Raw genomic sequence first — 14126 nt, forward strand, 5'->3', positions numbered from 1 at the left:
AGCCTTGTGCCATAAGCCCAGTGATGCCAAATGGCCTCTCGAACTCTCGCGCCAAAACACCGTCCAAACCTTCAGTTTGCGTTCAACAGTATCCCGTCACCCCCGTGATTGCATGCCGTAGCGCTCAGTCGTTTTTGCGCGCCTGATCGTTTCAACGCGCCTATTGAATTCTCTGACAGACCATGGAGTCCCCTGTAATGAGCAGTCCCGCTACGGTTGCACCGAAGTTCCCCGACAGTATTTTTCGCGCCTACGACATTCGAGGCGTTGTGCCGACCACGTTGACTGCTGAAACTGCCTACTGGGTAGGACGGGCCATCGGCTCGCAGAGCTTGGCTCAAGGCGAACCTAACGTGTCGGTAGGTCGCGACGGCCGCTTATCGGGTCCGGAACTGGTTGAGCGCCTGATTCAGGGTGTAGCGGACAGCGGCTGCCACGTCAGCGATGTGGGCCTGGTGCCAACCCCCGCGCTGTATTACGCCGCGAATGTGCTGGCGGGCAAGTCGGGCGTAATGCTCACAGGCAGCCATAACCCGTCGAACTACAACGGTTTCAAAATCGTCATCGCGGGCGACACGCTGGCCAACGAGCAGATTCAGGCGCTGCATACCCGCCTTAAAACCAATGACTTGACCTCAGGTGAAGGCACCATCACCCAAGTCGATATTCTGCCGCGCTATTGCGATGAAATTACCAAAGACATCAAGCTGGCCAAACGCCTGAAGGTGGTGGTCGACTGCGGAAACGGCGCGGCCGGGGTCATTGCGCCCCAACTGATCGAAGCGTTGAACTGTGAAGTGATACCGCTGTTCTGCGAGGTCGATGGCAACTTTCCCAACCATCACCCGGACCCGGGCAAGCCAGAAAATCTGGTGGATTTGATTGCCAAGGTCAAAGAAACCAACGCTGATCTCGGGCTGGCCTTCGATGGCGACGGCGACCGTGTAGGCGTGGTGACCAATACGGGCACGATGGTGTTCCCTGATCGTTTGTTGATGCTGTTCGCCCAGGATGTACTGACCCGTAATCCGGCTGCCGAAATCATCTTCGATGTGAAGTGCACGCGTCTTCTGACCCCTCTGATCAAAGAATATGGCGGCCGTCCACTGATGTGGAAGACCGGTCATTCGTTGATCAAAAAGAAAATGAAAGAAACCGGGGCTTTGCTGGCCGGCGAAATGAGCGGGCATATCTTCTTCAAAGAGCGCTGGTTCGGTTTTGATGATGGCATTTACAGCGCTGCCCGCCTGCTGGAAGTGCTCAGCAAGCAAGAAATGAGCGCCGAAGAACTGTTTGAGACCTTCCCGAACGATATTTCTACGCCAGAAATCAATATCGATGTGACGGATGAGAGCAAATTCAGCATCATTGACGCCTTGCACGACGCTCAATGGGGTGACGACGCCAAGCTGACGTCTATTGATGGTGTTCGCGTCGACTACCCGCACGGCTGGGGCCTAGTTCGCGCATCCAACACTACGCCGGTGCTGGTGCTGCGATTTGAGGCTGAATCCGAGACCGAACTGCAACGAATCAAGGATGTTTTTCACGCTCAATTGAAGCGTGTGGCACCTGACCTCTCCCTACCGTTTTGATCGACTTTGTATTACCGGAGCCCTGAATGACCCTCGAACGTGATGCCGCCTCCAACGTCGCCAAGGTTTTGTCCGAAGCGCTGCCCTACATTCGCCGTTACGTCGGCAAGACGCTGGTGATCAAGTACGGCGGCAACGCAATGGAGAACGATGAGCTGAAAACCGGCTTTGCTCGCGACATCGTGTTGATGAAGGCCGTGGGTATCAACCCGGTGGTCGTTCACGGTGGTGGCCCACAAATCGGTGACCTGCTCAAGCGTTTGTCCATCGAGAGCCATTTTATCGACGGTATGCGCGTGACCGACTCGCAAACCATGGACGTGGTTGAGATGGTGCTGGGCGGTCACGTGAACAAAGAGATCGTCAACCTGATCAATCGCCATGGTGGCAGCGCCATCGGCCTGACGGGTAAAGATGCCACGCTGATTCGCGCCAAAAAAATGCTCGTGACTCGTCAGACGCCAGAAATGACCACGCCGGAAATCATCGATTTTGGTCATGTCGGTGAAGTGGTCGGTATCAACACTGATCTGCTAAACATGCTGACCAAGGGTGATTTCATCCCCGTGATCGCACCGATTGGCGTGGGCGAGAATGGCGAGTCTTACAACATCAACGCCGATCTGGTGGCGGGTAAAGTTGCCGAAGCGCTGAAGGCCGAAAAGCTGATGCTGCTGACCAACATTGCCGGCTTGATGGACAAAGAAGGCAAAGTGCTGACCGGCCTGACCACCGCGCAGGTCGATGACCTGATTGCCGATGGCACCATCTACGGCGGCATGCTGCCTAAAATCCGCTGCGCACTGGAGGCCGTGCAAGGTGGCGTGACCACCGCGCACATCGTCGACGGCCGCGTACCTAATGCGGTACTGCTGGAAATCTTCACCGACACTGGTGTAGGCACGCTGATTACCAACAGCAAATCTGTATAACCGATGCAAAAAAGCCCCCGTCCGGCGTGTCCGGACGGGGGCTTTTTTATGGCTGCGGTGTTTTGCTGTGCGGGTTAGATCCCGTACTGCGCCCGATAGGCTTCTACCGCAGGAAGGTGCTGTTTGAGTGTTTCGTCTTCAGCCAGAAATTCCAGTACTTGGTTGAGCGAAACAATGCTGACGACCGGAATGTTGAAGTCACGTTCAACTTCTTGAATGGCCGACAGCTCGCCGTTGCCACGCTCCTGACGGTTCAGGGCAATCAGTACGCCTGCGGCATTTGCGCCTTGGGCCTGAATGATCTGCATCACTTCACGGATGGCGGTGCCCGCCGTAATCACGTCGTCGATGATCAGAATATCGCCTTCAAGCGCGGAGCCAACCAGACTGCCACCTTCGCCGTGAGCCTTGGCTTCCTTGCGATTGAAACACCACGGCATGTCGCGTTCGTGATGTTCAGCCAATGCCACGGCCGTGGTCGCCGCCAAAGGTATACCTTTGTAAGCCGGGCCAAATAGCACGTCGAAGGAAATGCCGCTGTCTACGATCGCGGCGGCATAGAAGCGCCCCAGCTGAGCCAGCGCTGAACCGGTGTTGAACAAGCCGGCGTTGAAGAAGTAAGGGCTGGTGCGCCCGGACTTCAAGGTGAACTCACCGAAGCGCAAAACGCCGCGATCAATGGCAAAACGGATGAAGTCGCGCTGATACGTTTGCATGAAAAAGGCCCTGGATACCACGGATTTAGCTAATTAGTATGACGGCGTGTATCATACACGCACGTGATTTTTGGGGCCATTTATGCGGATCATCAGTGTGAACGTTAATGGCATTCAGACGGCAGTCGAGCGCGGTTTGCTCAGTTGGCTGCAAGCTCAGAATGCCGACGTTATTTGCCTGCAGGACACCCGCGCCTCCGCCTTTGAGTTGGACGATCCGGCCTACCAGCTGGATGGCTACTTTCTTTATGCCTGCGAAGCTGAAGTTCCTGCCCAAGGTGGCGTGGCTTTGTATTCGCGGTTGCAGCCGAAAGCCGTCATCACGGGGCTTGGCTTCGAAACGGCTGATCGCTACGGGCGCTACCTGCAAGCTGATTTCGACAAGGTCAGCATCGCGACCTTGCTGCTCCCTTCGGGGCAGAATGGCGATGAAGACTTGAATCAAAAATTCAAGTTAATGGACGACTTTGCCCGCTATCTGGATAAACAGCGCCGCAAACGTCGCGAGTACATCTATTGCGGCTCACTGTATGTGGCGCAGCAGAAACTCGATGTCAAAAACTGGCGTGACGGCCAGCAATCTCCTGGTTTCCTGGCGCCTGAGCGGGCCTGGATGGATGAGATTGTCGGCAACATGGGCTATGTCGATGCCCTGCGTGAAGTCAGTCGCGAAGGCGACCAGTACAGCTGGTGGCCTGACAACGAACAGGCCGAGATGCTTAATCTGGGCTGGCGTTTCGATTATCAGTTGTTGACCCCGGGCCTGCGCCGCTTTGTTAGAAGCGCTCGTTTGCCGCGTCAGCCACGCTTCTCGCAACATGCGCCGCTGATCGTTGACTACGACTGGACACTGACTATCTAAGTGTTTTCGCCGTCAAAAAAAGGCCCGTATCGAAAGATACGGGCCTTTTTTGTATGCCGAATTTGTCGGGGCCGAGTGATCAGGCGGTCATGCTGTGGCGTTGAGGGATACAGTGCCTACATACCAGGAAACAGCCTGCCAAATTAAGGGAAATGGCTGATAGCAACTTAATAAAGCTGCCCGATACAGTCCGCGGACTTCATCGGTTAGGCCTGTAGAGGTCGCGGTGTCTCCGGCACTTTATTAAGGACATACGCTATGTACATGCGACTAATCCGTCGAGAGGATCGCAAACGTCTGGGTATTGGTTTACACCGGATTGAGTCACCATTTTTTGCCCAAAGTAAGGTTGAGAGCGCCTTAAGGTCGCCTTTCAGCACGCTGAGCTTATTTGACATTGACACCACGTGGCCAAGCGGCCGGCCGCTAACGCATCAAGAAATAGTAAAAGGCGTCGAAGAAGGTACGTTTTTGTTGGTGACGGATGATCCTTTTAGTCCGTTGAGTGAAGACACCTTCAATAAGTATTACCACATCACTGGCCGAGGCTGGCCAGGAAGTTTTGCTGCGCCTGCAGAGCCTGAGAAACCGACGCCGGCAAAGACAGAACCTGTTCTTAGACAAAAGCCGAAGCCACAACCCGAAGAACCTGGCTTCTATATCGTCATGAAAAGCACCACGGGCGAACGATTGAAAGCCGCATTGTTCGCGGCTCAAGATCCTGCAGTAATGAGTAAGTTTGAGGCCTTAAATCCGAATCTCGGCAACATCAACGCGGGGACCATGATCGTATTAAGCGATCCGAATAACCTGCACTGCACCCGAGAAGAAGCCATCTTGATGCAGGCGGCGTCCAAAACCAACGATGCAATCAAAGAACTCAGCCCCGAAGAAGCGGACTTTATGGTGAGGCACCGTGAAGAGTTCGAATCCTTTTTTGCTCACGCGTCGACGTCCATCGGCATGGGCGAGGCGATGTTTGCCAAAAACCTGGACGATGTGAAACTGCTCATGAAGGATATTGAAGCGCTGCATGTAAGGACATTTGAAGCGAGTGGTGGCCTAAAAACCGCTGAGTTCTTTGCCGAACGTAAGCGTTTGTTGGCACAGCTCAACACGAACCTCACGGCTCTGACCCGCAAAAGTATCGGGTTCCCTGACCACCCTAATCTCAAAAGTGCGCTGGGCATTTCCAGCCGCAGCCTGATTCATCGCTGGACGTTGGCAGGCGGAGCGGATCAAATTCCCGGGTATGCAACCCATATTGAAGGCGTGTCCAGGGCGGCCAAGTATGTGAAGTACGGCGGCTGGATTGGCACCGCTATTGGTGGCGGCGCGTCAGTCATGAAGGTTCAGGATGTGTGTGCAGCGGGTGATGCAGAGGCTTGCAGGAAAGTTAAATTTACCGAGGCGGGAGGGTTCGTTGGCGGCATCGCTGGAGGTGCAGCTGCGGGCGCAGCTCTAACAGGAACAACTGTCGGAATGGCGTGTTTAGCTGTTGGCCCACCAACTGTTGGTATTGGCACATTAATCTGTGGCGTGTTAGTTGTCGGGACTGGATCTCTTGTCGGAGGTTTAATTTTGGGTGCGGCCGGAGAAGAGCTCGGCGAGGTTATTTATGAGCACAGCAAATGAGTACCGCTGAGTACATTTTTGGCTATACCGGGGGATTGGTTCTACTGGGTGTTTTAGTTTGGATCAGTATCGCTCTTCATTTGGCCTATACCAAGATAGATCTGATATTGACTCATTTAAAAAACTGCCCTGCGATAATGGTAAGAGCTCCATTGCGACATGGAGGACCGTGGGGGAAGTTATTGCTGGTTGGAGGAATTTCAGGAATTATCACATTCCCGAATTTTTACTTAAAAAGGGGTGAGTTAAACGCAGACGATTTATCCAAGCTTCCCTTCATGCTGAGACGAAAGCTCTTAATTATGCACTGGAGTATCATTCTGCTTTTGAGCGCCGCTTTTATACTATGGGTTATCGGGAAAATCGTTGGCTGGCATCATTAAATCCGCTCCAATCCCAGTTTTGCTCTTACTGACTTATAAGCTCATCTCAGCGTGCAACGCTGTTCGCTAAAGCAAAAACGGCGCCTACCCAAAAATGAATAAGCGCCGTTTTTCTTGGTCTTCACCGCAGCACTTAACAGCAAGACACTTCGGTCAGTGTCTTAAGTAAACAGCAGTGCGCCCCTACGTGGGCCTTTTTGTCTGAAACCGCGCAGTAACCTTTACTTGATCGGTCGCCACGTGAAGGGATAGCGATAAGCGATCCCGTCATTAGCCTTGACCCCGGCAATCACCACCAGTACGACCGCGCCAATCAGCACCAGCCCCAATAAGGCAAAGCCGATCAGCACGAACATCAGCACGTAGCAAATGGCCGAAGCTATCGCCACAGTGATCTGGAAATTCAGGGCTTCCTTGCCTTGGTCGTCGATAAAGGGGTCGCTGTCGCGTTTGAGCTGCCACACGACAAGCGGCCCGATCAGACTGCCAAACGGGAACCACATCCCCAGGAACGCCGAGAAGTGACAAAACATGGCCCATTTACGAGCGTCGCGGCTCGGCTCGGGTTTTGAAAGGTCTAGCTCGCTCATGACGTTCTCCAGTTAGGGGTTGAAGGCTTGGGCAATCAGTCCGCCAATGCAGCTTGCTGCAGAGCGAAGATTTCGTTCATGCCTTTTTGGGCCAATGCCAGCATGGCGTTCAGCTCTTCAGGCTGGAACGGCGCGCCTTCGGCAGTACCTTGGACTTCAATGAAACCACCGCTGCTGGTCATGACCACGTTCAGGTCGGTCTCGGCTGCCGAATCTTCAGGATAGTCGAGGTCAAGCACAGGCACGCCTTGATACATACCGACCGATACCGCTGCAATCATTTGCTTGATCGGGTCGCCACCTTTGAGGCCACCGCGTTTTTTGATGACTTTGAGAGCGTCGACCAGCGCCACCATGGCACCCGTGATCGAGGCCGTGCGCGTACCACCGTCAGCCTGGATCACGTCGCAGTCGACGTACAGGGTAATGTCGCCCAGCTTGGACATGTCGAGTGCGGCGCGCAGGGAGCGGCCGATCAGGCGCTGGATTTCGAGTGTGCGCCCGCCTTGTTTGCCGCGGCTGGCTTCACGCTGATTCCGGTCACCGGTGGCGCGTGGCAGCATGCCGTACTCGGCGGTCAACCAGCCTTGGCCCTGGCCTTTCAGGAAGCGCGGCACGCCGTTCTCAACGCTGACGGTGCAGATGACTTTGGTGTCACCGAACTCGACCAGTACAGAACCCTCTGCGTGTTTGGTGTAGTTGCGGGTGATGCGGATCGAGCGCAGCTGATCGGCAACGCGACCACTTGGACGTTTCATGTGGGATACCTGTACGGGACGGAAAACTGTCGAGCATTATAAAGGGCATGGCTTCATAGAACACGCCTAAAAGCACCCACTGTCCCTGACGTCTGCCATACGCCCGTTTGAGCATCGAAAACGGCCTAACCTGCATCAGATATTTCAGCCGCGAAAGCTGGCTGAAAGTATTCCCCTCTAACATCCCGTCATCACCGGCAAAAGACCGGCCGGCCTGAACTGCATTGCCTCACGCAGTCAGCGCCAAACCCACAACAATAATAAGGGTGACTTTATGCTGACCTTCCTTGGCTTTGCCATGGTCATTACGTTCATGTACCTGATCATGACCAAGCGCCTGTCGGCGCTGATCGCCTTGATTCTGGTGCCCATCCTGTTCGCCGTGTTCGGCGGTTTTGCCCCGAAAATCGGTCCGATGATGCTTGAAGGCATCACCAAACTCGCCCCTACCGGGGTGATGTTGATGTTCGCCATCCTCTACTTCGCCTTGATGATTGACTCCGGCCTGTTCGATCCGGCCGTGCGCAAAATCCTCAAACTGGTCAAGGGCGACCCGCTGAAAATCGCCGTAGGCACCGCCGTGCTGGCGTTGGTGGTGTCTCTGGATGGCGATGGGGCAACCACCTACATGATTTGCGTGGCGGCCATGCTGCCGCTCTACAGCCGTATCGGCATGAGCCCGCGGATCATGGCCGGGTTGATCATTCTGGCCGGGGGCGTGATGAACATGACCCCGTGGGGCGGCCCTACCGCGCGCGCCGCCAGTGCGCTGCACGTTGATCCCTCTGACATCTTTGTCCCCATGATCCCGGCCATGCTCGCGGGGTGTGCGGCCATTCTGGCCATCGCGTGGTGCTATGGCCTGCGTGAACGTGCCCGCCTGGGCGAGTTGCACCTGCAAGGCGATGAAGTCGATCACAGCGAAATCAGCGTCTCGCAGTTCCCGGATGCACGTCGGCCAAAGCTGATCTGGTTTAACGGTGCACTGACCCTTGCATTGATGGTGGCCTTGATTGCGGGCCTGCTGCCCTTGCCTGTGCTGTTTATGGTGGCGTTCAGCATTGCCATGATCGTCAACTACCCGTGCCTGCAACAGCAAAAGGACCGCGTCGCGGCCCATTCCGGCAGCGTGCTGGCCGTGGTCGGGTTAATTTTTGCGGCGGGTATTTTTACCGGAATCCTGTCGGGCACCGGCATGGTCGATGCCATGTCCAAAAGCTTGCTGGCGGTTATTCCGCCCTCGCTCGGGCCTTATCTGGCGGTAATTACCGCGTTGGTAAGCATGCCGTTCACCTTCTTCATGTCCAACGATGCGTTCTACTACGGTGTGTTGCCCGTCCTAGCCGAAGCGGCCAGTCATTACGGCATTACCGCCGCTGAAATGGCCCGCGCCTCCATTGTCGGCCAGCCTGTGCACTTGCTGAGTCCCCTGGTGCCATCGACTTACCTGCTGGTGGCGCTGGCCGGTATCGAATTTGGTGATCACCAGCGCTTCACCCTCAAATGGGCGATTCTGGTGTGCCTGTGCATCATGGTCGCGGCGTTGCTGCTGGGCACCTTTCCATTGTTCAGTACGCTTTAAACCCACACGCACCCGTAGCAGCGGCCGCAGGCTGCGTTCGGTTGCGAAGCGGCCGTAAATTCAGAGCGCTCGGTTCTACCGACACGCTGAGGCTTCTGTTTTTTTACGGCGACGCTGTCGCCGGACGCAGCCTGCGGCAGCTGCTACGGAATAGGGTGCGAGTAATATATTTCAGAAATGTTTCAAGACCACGCCAGCTGTGCAATGCTGGCGCTATGCTCATTTGCCTACTACATCTTAAGAAACATCTGTAGGAATTCCCCGCAGCTATCTGATCCTTCGACACATCCATCACAGGGAGCCAGCATGCTGACCCTGCTCAATTTACTGTCCGCTGTGGCCCTGCTGATTTGGGGCACGCATATCGTGCGAACCGGCATTTTGCGGGTTTACGGCACCAACTTGCGCCATGTCATCGGGCGCAACGTTTCCAAACGCATGTTTGCCTTTGTCGCAGGCATTGTCGTCACGGCCATGGTGCAAAGCAGTAACGCCACGGCCATGCTGGTCACCTCCTTTGTCGGCCAAGGGCTGATGGCGCTCACGCCAGCACTGGCAACCATGCTGGGCGCTGATGTCGGTACCGCGTTAATGGCGCGAGTGCTGACCTTCGACCTCTCATGGCTGTCGCCGCTGCTGATTTTTCTCGGGGTGATTTTCTTTCTGTCGCGCAAGCAGACCCGCGCCGGTCAATTGGGCCGGGTCGGAATCGGACTTGGGCTGATCATTCTCGCGCTGCAACTGATTGTTGAAGCCGCAGGCCCCATCACCCACGCCCAAGGCGTGAAGGTCATATTCGCCTCACTCACCGGCGACTTGCTGCTCGATGCCTTGGTGGGAGCGCTGTTCGCGATGGTCTCCTATTCAAGCCTGGCGGCCGTGCTGCTGACCGCAACCCTGGCGGGCGCGGGGGTGATCAGCCTGCACGTAGCCATCGGCCTGGTGATTGGTGCCAACATCGGCAGCGGCGTGCTGGCCTTGCTCAGTACCAACATGCAAAACGCGGCAGGTCGGCAGGTGGCGCTGGGCAGCTTGCTCTACAAGCTGATCGGTTTACTGCTGATCATGCCGGTGCTTGATCCGCTGGTCGAATGGATGGATGGCCTCAACTACAGTGCCCAAGAACTGGTGATCGGCTTTCACCTGCTCTACAACACAGCGCGATGCTTTTTGTTGCTGCCCACCGTTGGCGTTATGGCCCGGCTGTGCGCCTGGATGTTGCCCGAGCAAGAACAAACCAATGGCGTCATCAAGCCCCGTCATCTTGACCCCGCTGCACTGGACACGCCCAGCCTGGCACTCACCAATGCCGTGCGTGAAACCCTGCGCATTGGCGACGTGATCGACACCATGCTGGTCAATATGCTCGACGTATTGCGCGGCAAACAAACTGCGATCACCCAGCAAATGCGCACCCTCAGCGATGAAGTCGAAGTGCTCTACAGCGCCGTTAAACTCTATCTGGCGCAAATGCCCCGCGAGGACTTGAGCGAGCAGGACAGTCGGCGCTGGGCTGAAATTATCGAACTGGCGATCAACCTCAAACTCGCCAGCGACCTGATCGAACGCATGTTGCGTAAAGTCCAGCAGCAGAAAACGTCACAGCGCCGTGCGTTTTCTGAAACCGGGCTTGAAGAGCTGGTGGGCCTGCAAACTCACCTGATCGAAAACCTGCGCTTGGGGCTGACGGTTTTCCTGAACTCAGACCCTCACAGTGCTCGCCAACTGCTGCGCGAGAAACGTCGCTTTCGTGCACAAGAACGGCGCTTGGCCCACGCCCACGTCAGTCGCCTGCAACGAAAAATCACTCAAAGTATCGAGACCAGCTCCGTGCATCTTGAACTGATCGCCGATATGCAACGGCTTAATTCGCTGTTTTGCGGCAGCGCCTACGTGGTGCTGGAAACCTCTGAAATCGGGGCGCTGGAGCTTAATGAAACAGCGGACACTCAACATTCGCCGTGAACGTTGCACGCCGGGACGTTGTCAGTCTGTAAGCAGCGACTAACCTGCACAGTCTGTTTGCCCACCCCCGTAGGATTTTTTATGCGTTGCCTGCTGTTGATTTGCCTGTTGCTAGGCGCCGCCAAAAGCTATGCACTTGATCGTTACAGCGTGGAGGGCTACCAGCTCCCCAATGGCTTGCAACTGATACTCAAGCCGGGCAGCGAACGCGGGCACGTGGCCATCCGGCTGGTCGTCGGCGTGGGGCTGGACGACTTCAGCTGCGCCGAGCAACAGTTGCCGCATCTGCTGGAGCACTTGCTGTTCAGCGGCACTGACGACAGCGGCGAGGGCGGCCTTGAGGAACGCATGCAAGCCTTGGGCGGTGAATGGAATGCCTTTACCAGCCATGCCGACACCACCTTTGTGATCGAAGCACCGGCCAAAAACCAACGAAAAGTGCTCGACCTGCTGTTGAGTTTGCTCACCCGCACCCCGCTGACGGACCAGCGCATCAGCGAAGCCAAGCACGTGGTTGAGCGTGAAGACGGCGGCCATTATTCGCACTTGCAACGCTGGCTCGATCGTCAGGATTTGGGCCACAGCGCTAGTAATCAACTGGCGGTTGAGTTAGGCCTCAAATGCGCCGAGCGCGCCGAAGTGCACAACCTCACCCGCGAGCAACTTCAAACGGTACTTCAAGACTGGTACGCCCCCAACAACATGACGCTGATCATTGTCGGTGACCTGGATCGCCTGCTGCCGGCCTACCTGGAACGCACCTACGGCGCACTCGAACCGGTGGAACCCAGCGAGCACAAACCACTGGCAGCAATTGATGCCAAGGCCGATGCCGAACGGGTGCTGATCCGTGGGGTGGTGGGCAATACCGCCAAACTCCACTGGTTACTGCCCGAGCCCGTGATCGAGGGCCAAAGTGACGACACCTGGAACCTGCTCAGGGATTATCTGGAGTGGGCGTTGTACAGCGAACTCAGGCTCAAACAGGGGCTGTCGTATGGGCCCTGGGCTGAGCGTGAAGTGTTCGGAGGGGTCGGATTTTTGAGCCTTAATGCGGATCTGGAGCGCGACGATGTCCCTCGCGCCCGTGAGGTGGTTGAGCAACTCAAGGCGAACCTGCTCAAGGACGGCCTCAACCCTGAAATATTTGCCCGCCTCAAAAACGCGGCCGTCGCCCGTCAAGCGTGGGCGTCGCAAGGTAACAGCGCGCTGGCCGACTATTACTGGGCCTCGATGGGCGACTACGAAGACGGCCACTTTAGCGATCCGGCCAAGCAGCTACAGGCTATCAGTCTTGATCAGGCCAACGTCGCCATGCGTGAGCTGTTCGCTGAACCCGGGTATGTGCGCATCGAGAAGCCGCTGTTCAGTTATAACAGCCTGAGCCTCGCCATCCTGGGTGCTCTGGGGGTATTGCTGGTGCTGGCCCTGTGTTGGCGAGTCTGGCGTCATCGTCGGCACTGAGCCCTAATTGTTACAACCCGAAACGGTTTGATACCGTAAAATCATTGCCATTCGCGGCTGTTCAAATCAGCCGCCAGTGTGCGGAGTATGCATCGTGAGTGATCGTTCCCATCCTTGGCAATTGCAAACCATCGTCAGCCAACTGCGCTCGGCACGTAACCAGTGGCGCACGCAAAACGGGCGCGTCAGCGGTGAACAGGGCGGCCGTGAATTACCCTCGCGTGCGGCCATGGCAGACATTCTGGAAGCCCTGTGCGGTGCCTTGTTTCCGATGCGTCTGGGGCCGGTTGACCTGCGTGAAGAAAGCGAAGATTTCTACGTGGGTCACACGCTGGACGTCGCACTGAATGCGTTGCTGATTCAGGCGCGACTGGAGTTGCGTTACGCGGCGCGTCAGGGCGGTCTGCCCGATGATGGCGTGGACGCGACCGCAACGCTGTTGATTCAGGACTTCGCGTTGGCGTTGCCCAAACTGCGCAGCATTCTGGACACGGACGTACTGGCGGCGTACCACGGTGACCCGGCGGCGCGCAGCGTTGATGAAGTGTTGTTGTGCTATCCGGGGATTCTGGCGGTGATTCATCACCGCCTGGCTCATCATCTGTACCGTGCCGGGCTGCCGCTGCTGGCGCGCATCAGCGCCGAGATCGCTCACTCGGCCACCGGTATCGACATTCACCCCGGTGCTCAGATTGGCCGCAGTTTCTTTATCGACCATGGAACCGGCGTCGTGATTGGTGAGACCGCGATCATTGGCGAGCGAGTACGGATTTATCAAGCCGTGACGTTAGGGGCCAAGCGTTTCCCGGCCGATGAATCGGGGCAATTACAGAAGGGCCATCCACGCCATCCGATTGTTGAGGATGATGTGGTGATCTATGCCGGTGCGACCATTTTGGGGCGTATTACCATCGGGCAAGGGACGACGATTGGCGGCAATGTGTGGCTAACCCGCAGCGTGCCCGCAGGCAGCAACCTGACCCAGGCCAACTTGCTGCACGATGACGGCACACAGAAGTAAAACAGTCCACATGAGTAGGGCTTTTGCTCGCGCTTAAGCCCTTTCCCACACTTCAAAGCTGAACGCGGGCTTACCATCGGCCGCTGCATGCAATTCTTCTGACACCAGCGTCCATTGCGTGTGATCAAACTCAGGAAACCACGCATCGCCCACCGGGCTCAGGCCCACCCGCGTCAGGTACAACCGGTCGGCATCCGGCAACCCCTGGCGGTACAGTTGCGCACCACCAATCAACATCACTTCGCTGACGCCCTGCTCTTCAGCCCATTCCTCTGCGCGCTCAATGGCGTCTTGGAGAGAGGCAAAGACCTCGGCACCTTCAAGGTGTAAATCGGTCTGACGACTGACCACCAGATTCAAGCGACCCGGCAACGGGCGGCCCAGCGAATCCCAGGTTTTACGACCCATAATGATCGGCTTACCCAGCGTGGTTGCCTTGAAATACTTGAAATCCGCAGGCAAATGCCACGGCATGCTGTTATCGACGCCAATCACGCGGTTTTCAGCAAGGGCCGCGATCAGGCTAAGAGGGAGTGTTTTTTTCATGGCGCGAGAATACCAGAGCCACCCGCACCCGCAGTACCCCGCCTGACTAACAGCGGTTATGCTCATGGCTCACTTGA

Annotated in this window: 12 protein-coding genes and 1 pseudogene; 9 read left to right on the plus strand and 4 right to left on the minus strand. The window is 56.4% G+C overall.

The features are described from left to right. Positions 1-185: 185 nt before the first annotated feature. Both ACI7MX_RS05555 and argB read left to right on the plus strand, forming a co-directional pair. Positions 186-1595, plus strand: a pseudogene (locus tag ACI7MX_RS05555) (phosphomannomutase/phosphoglucomutase); the annotation flags it as partial. Positions 1596-1621: 26 nt separating this feature from the next. Beyond that, the gene (gene argB, locus ACI7MX_RS05560; RefSeq protein ID WP_405584268.1) at positions 1622-2527 is read left to right on the plus strand and encodes an acetylglutamate kinase; all 906 of its coding nucleotides are present in this window, start codon (positions 1622-1624) and stop codon (positions 2525-2527) included. Between the two features lie 74 nt (positions 2528-2601). Here the strand turns inward: argB and pyrE are convergent, their stop codons facing one another. After that, entirely contained in the window at positions 2602-3243 is a 642-nt protein-coding gene (pyrE, locus tag ACI7MX_RS05565) for an orotate phosphoribosyltransferase (RefSeq protein ID WP_153377465.1), read from the minus strand. Between the two features lie 82 nt (positions 3244-3325). Here pyrE and ACI7MX_RS05570 point away from each other — a divergent pair, with 82 nt between their 5' ends. The 3 genes from ACI7MX_RS05570 (at position 3326) to ACI7MX_RS05580 (ending at position 6123) form a co-directional block, all read left to right on the plus strand. After that, positions 3326-4105, plus strand: a complete 780-nt coding sequence (locus ACI7MX_RS05570) for an exodeoxyribonuclease III (protein ID WP_122786258.1) — start codon at positions 3326-3328, stop codon at positions 4103-4105. A 258-nt stretch (positions 4106-4363) separates the two neighbouring features. Then, positions 4364-5740, plus strand: a complete 1377-nt coding sequence (locus tag ACI7MX_RS05575) for a hypothetical protein (RefSeq protein WP_405584264.1) — start codon at positions 4364-4366, stop codon at positions 5738-5740. Further along, entirely contained in the window at positions 5737-6123 is a 387-nt protein-coding gene (locus ACI7MX_RS05580; RefSeq protein WP_405584261.1) for a hypothetical protein, read from the plus strand. Before ACI7MX_RS05575 ends, ACI7MX_RS05580 begins: the two co-directional genes overlap by 4 nt. A 221-nt stretch (positions 6124-6344) precedes the next feature. On the opposite strand, the gene ACI7MX_RS05585 is transcribed toward ACI7MX_RS05580, so the two are convergent. Then, positions 6345-6713, minus strand: a complete 369-nt coding sequence (locus tag ACI7MX_RS05585; protein WP_314483008.1) for a DUF4870 domain-containing protein — start codon at positions 6711-6713, stop codon at positions 6345-6347. 35 nt (positions 6714-6748) lie between these two features. Continuing rightward, entirely contained in the window at positions 6749-7471 is a 723-nt protein-coding gene (gene rph, locus ACI7MX_RS05590) for a ribonuclease PH (RefSeq protein WP_122786255.1), read from the minus strand. A 274-nt stretch (positions 7472-7745) separates the two neighbouring features. Between rph and ACI7MX_RS05595 the strand changes: the two genes are divergently transcribed. The 4 genes from ACI7MX_RS05595 (at position 7746) to epsC (ending at position 13503) form a co-directional block, all read left to right on the plus strand. Continuing rightward, a complete protein-coding gene (locus ACI7MX_RS05595; protein WP_314483003.1) occupies positions 7746-9053 on the plus strand; it encodes a CitMHS family transporter in 1308 nt (435 codons plus the stop codon). Between the two features lie 306 nt (positions 9054-9359). Next, entirely contained in the window at positions 9360-11018 is a 1659-nt protein-coding gene (locus tag ACI7MX_RS05600) for a Na/Pi cotransporter family protein (RefSeq protein WP_314483001.1), read from the plus strand. 81 nt (positions 11019-11099) lie between these two features. Next, the gene (locus ACI7MX_RS05605) at positions 11100-12482 is read left to right on the plus strand and encodes a M16 family metallopeptidase (RefSeq protein ID WP_405584256.1); all 1383 of its coding nucleotides are present in this window, start codon (positions 11100-11102) and stop codon (positions 12480-12482) included. A gap of 94 nt (positions 12483-12576) precedes the next feature. After that, on the plus strand, positions 12577-13503 hold the full coding sequence (gene epsC, locus ACI7MX_RS05610) for a serine O-acetyltransferase EpsC (RefSeq protein WP_314482996.1): 927 nt from the start codon (positions 12577-12579) through the stop codon (positions 13501-13503). 33 nt (positions 13504-13536) lie between these two features. On the opposite strand, the gene ACI7MX_RS05615 is transcribed toward epsC, so the two are convergent. Further along, positions 13537-14049, minus strand: a complete 513-nt coding sequence (locus ACI7MX_RS05615) for a dihydrofolate reductase (RefSeq protein WP_405584253.1) — start codon at positions 14047-14049, stop codon at positions 13537-13539. Between the last annotated feature and the right edge of the window lie 77 nt (positions 14050-14126).

It is taken from the genome of Pseudomonas sp. 2024-210, assembly GCF_045062345.1.
GTDB lineage: Bacteria > Pseudomonadota > Gammaproteobacteria > Pseudomonadales > Pseudomonadaceae > Aquipseudomonas.

What these genes read in the sequence shown, in the direction of transcription:
- argB (WP_405584268.1), top strand. Translation starts at nt 1,622, where the DNA reads ATGACCCTCGAACGTGATGCCGCCTCCAACGTCGCCAAGGTTTTGTCC.
- ACI7MX_RS05580 (WP_405584261.1), top strand. Translation starts at nt 5,737, where the DNA reads ATGAGTACCGCTGAGTACATTTTTGGCTATACCGGGGGATTGGTTCTA.
- ACI7MX_RS05575 (WP_405584264.1), top strand. Translation starts at nt 4,364, where the DNA reads ATGTACATGCGACTAATCCGTCGAGAGGATCGCAAACGTCTGGGTATT.
- ACI7MX_RS05595 (WP_314483003.1), top strand. Translation starts at nt 7,746, where the DNA reads ATGCTGACCTTCCTTGGCTTTGCCATGGTCATTACGTTCATGTACCTG.
- ACI7MX_RS05605 (WP_405584256.1), top strand. Translation starts at nt 11,100, where the DNA reads ATGCGTTGCCTGCTGTTGATTTGCCTGTTGCTAGGCGCCGCCAAAAGC.
- ACI7MX_RS05615 (WP_405584253.1), bottom strand. Translation starts at nt 14,049, where the DNA reads ATGAAAAAAACACTCCCTCTTAGCCTGATCGCGGCCCTTGCTGAAAAC.
- rph (WP_122786255.1), bottom strand. Translation starts at nt 7,471, where the DNA reads ATGAAACGTCCAAGTGGTCGCGTTGCCGATCAGCTGCGCTCGATCCGC.
- ACI7MX_RS05600 (WP_314483001.1), top strand. Translation starts at nt 9,360, where the DNA reads ATGCTGACCCTGCTCAATTTACTGTCCGCTGTGGCCCTGCTGATTTGG.
- ACI7MX_RS05585 (WP_314483008.1), bottom strand. Translation starts at nt 6,713, where the DNA reads ATGAGCGAGCTAGACCTTTCAAAACCCGAGCCGAGCCGCGACGCTCGT.
- ACI7MX_RS05570 (WP_122786258.1), top strand. Translation starts at nt 3,326, where the DNA reads ATGCGGATCATCAGTGTGAACGTTAATGGCATTCAGACGGCAGTCGAG.
- pyrE (WP_153377465.1), bottom strand. Translation starts at nt 3,243, where the DNA reads ATGCAAACGTATCAGCGCGACTTCATCCGTTTTGCCATTGATCGCGGC.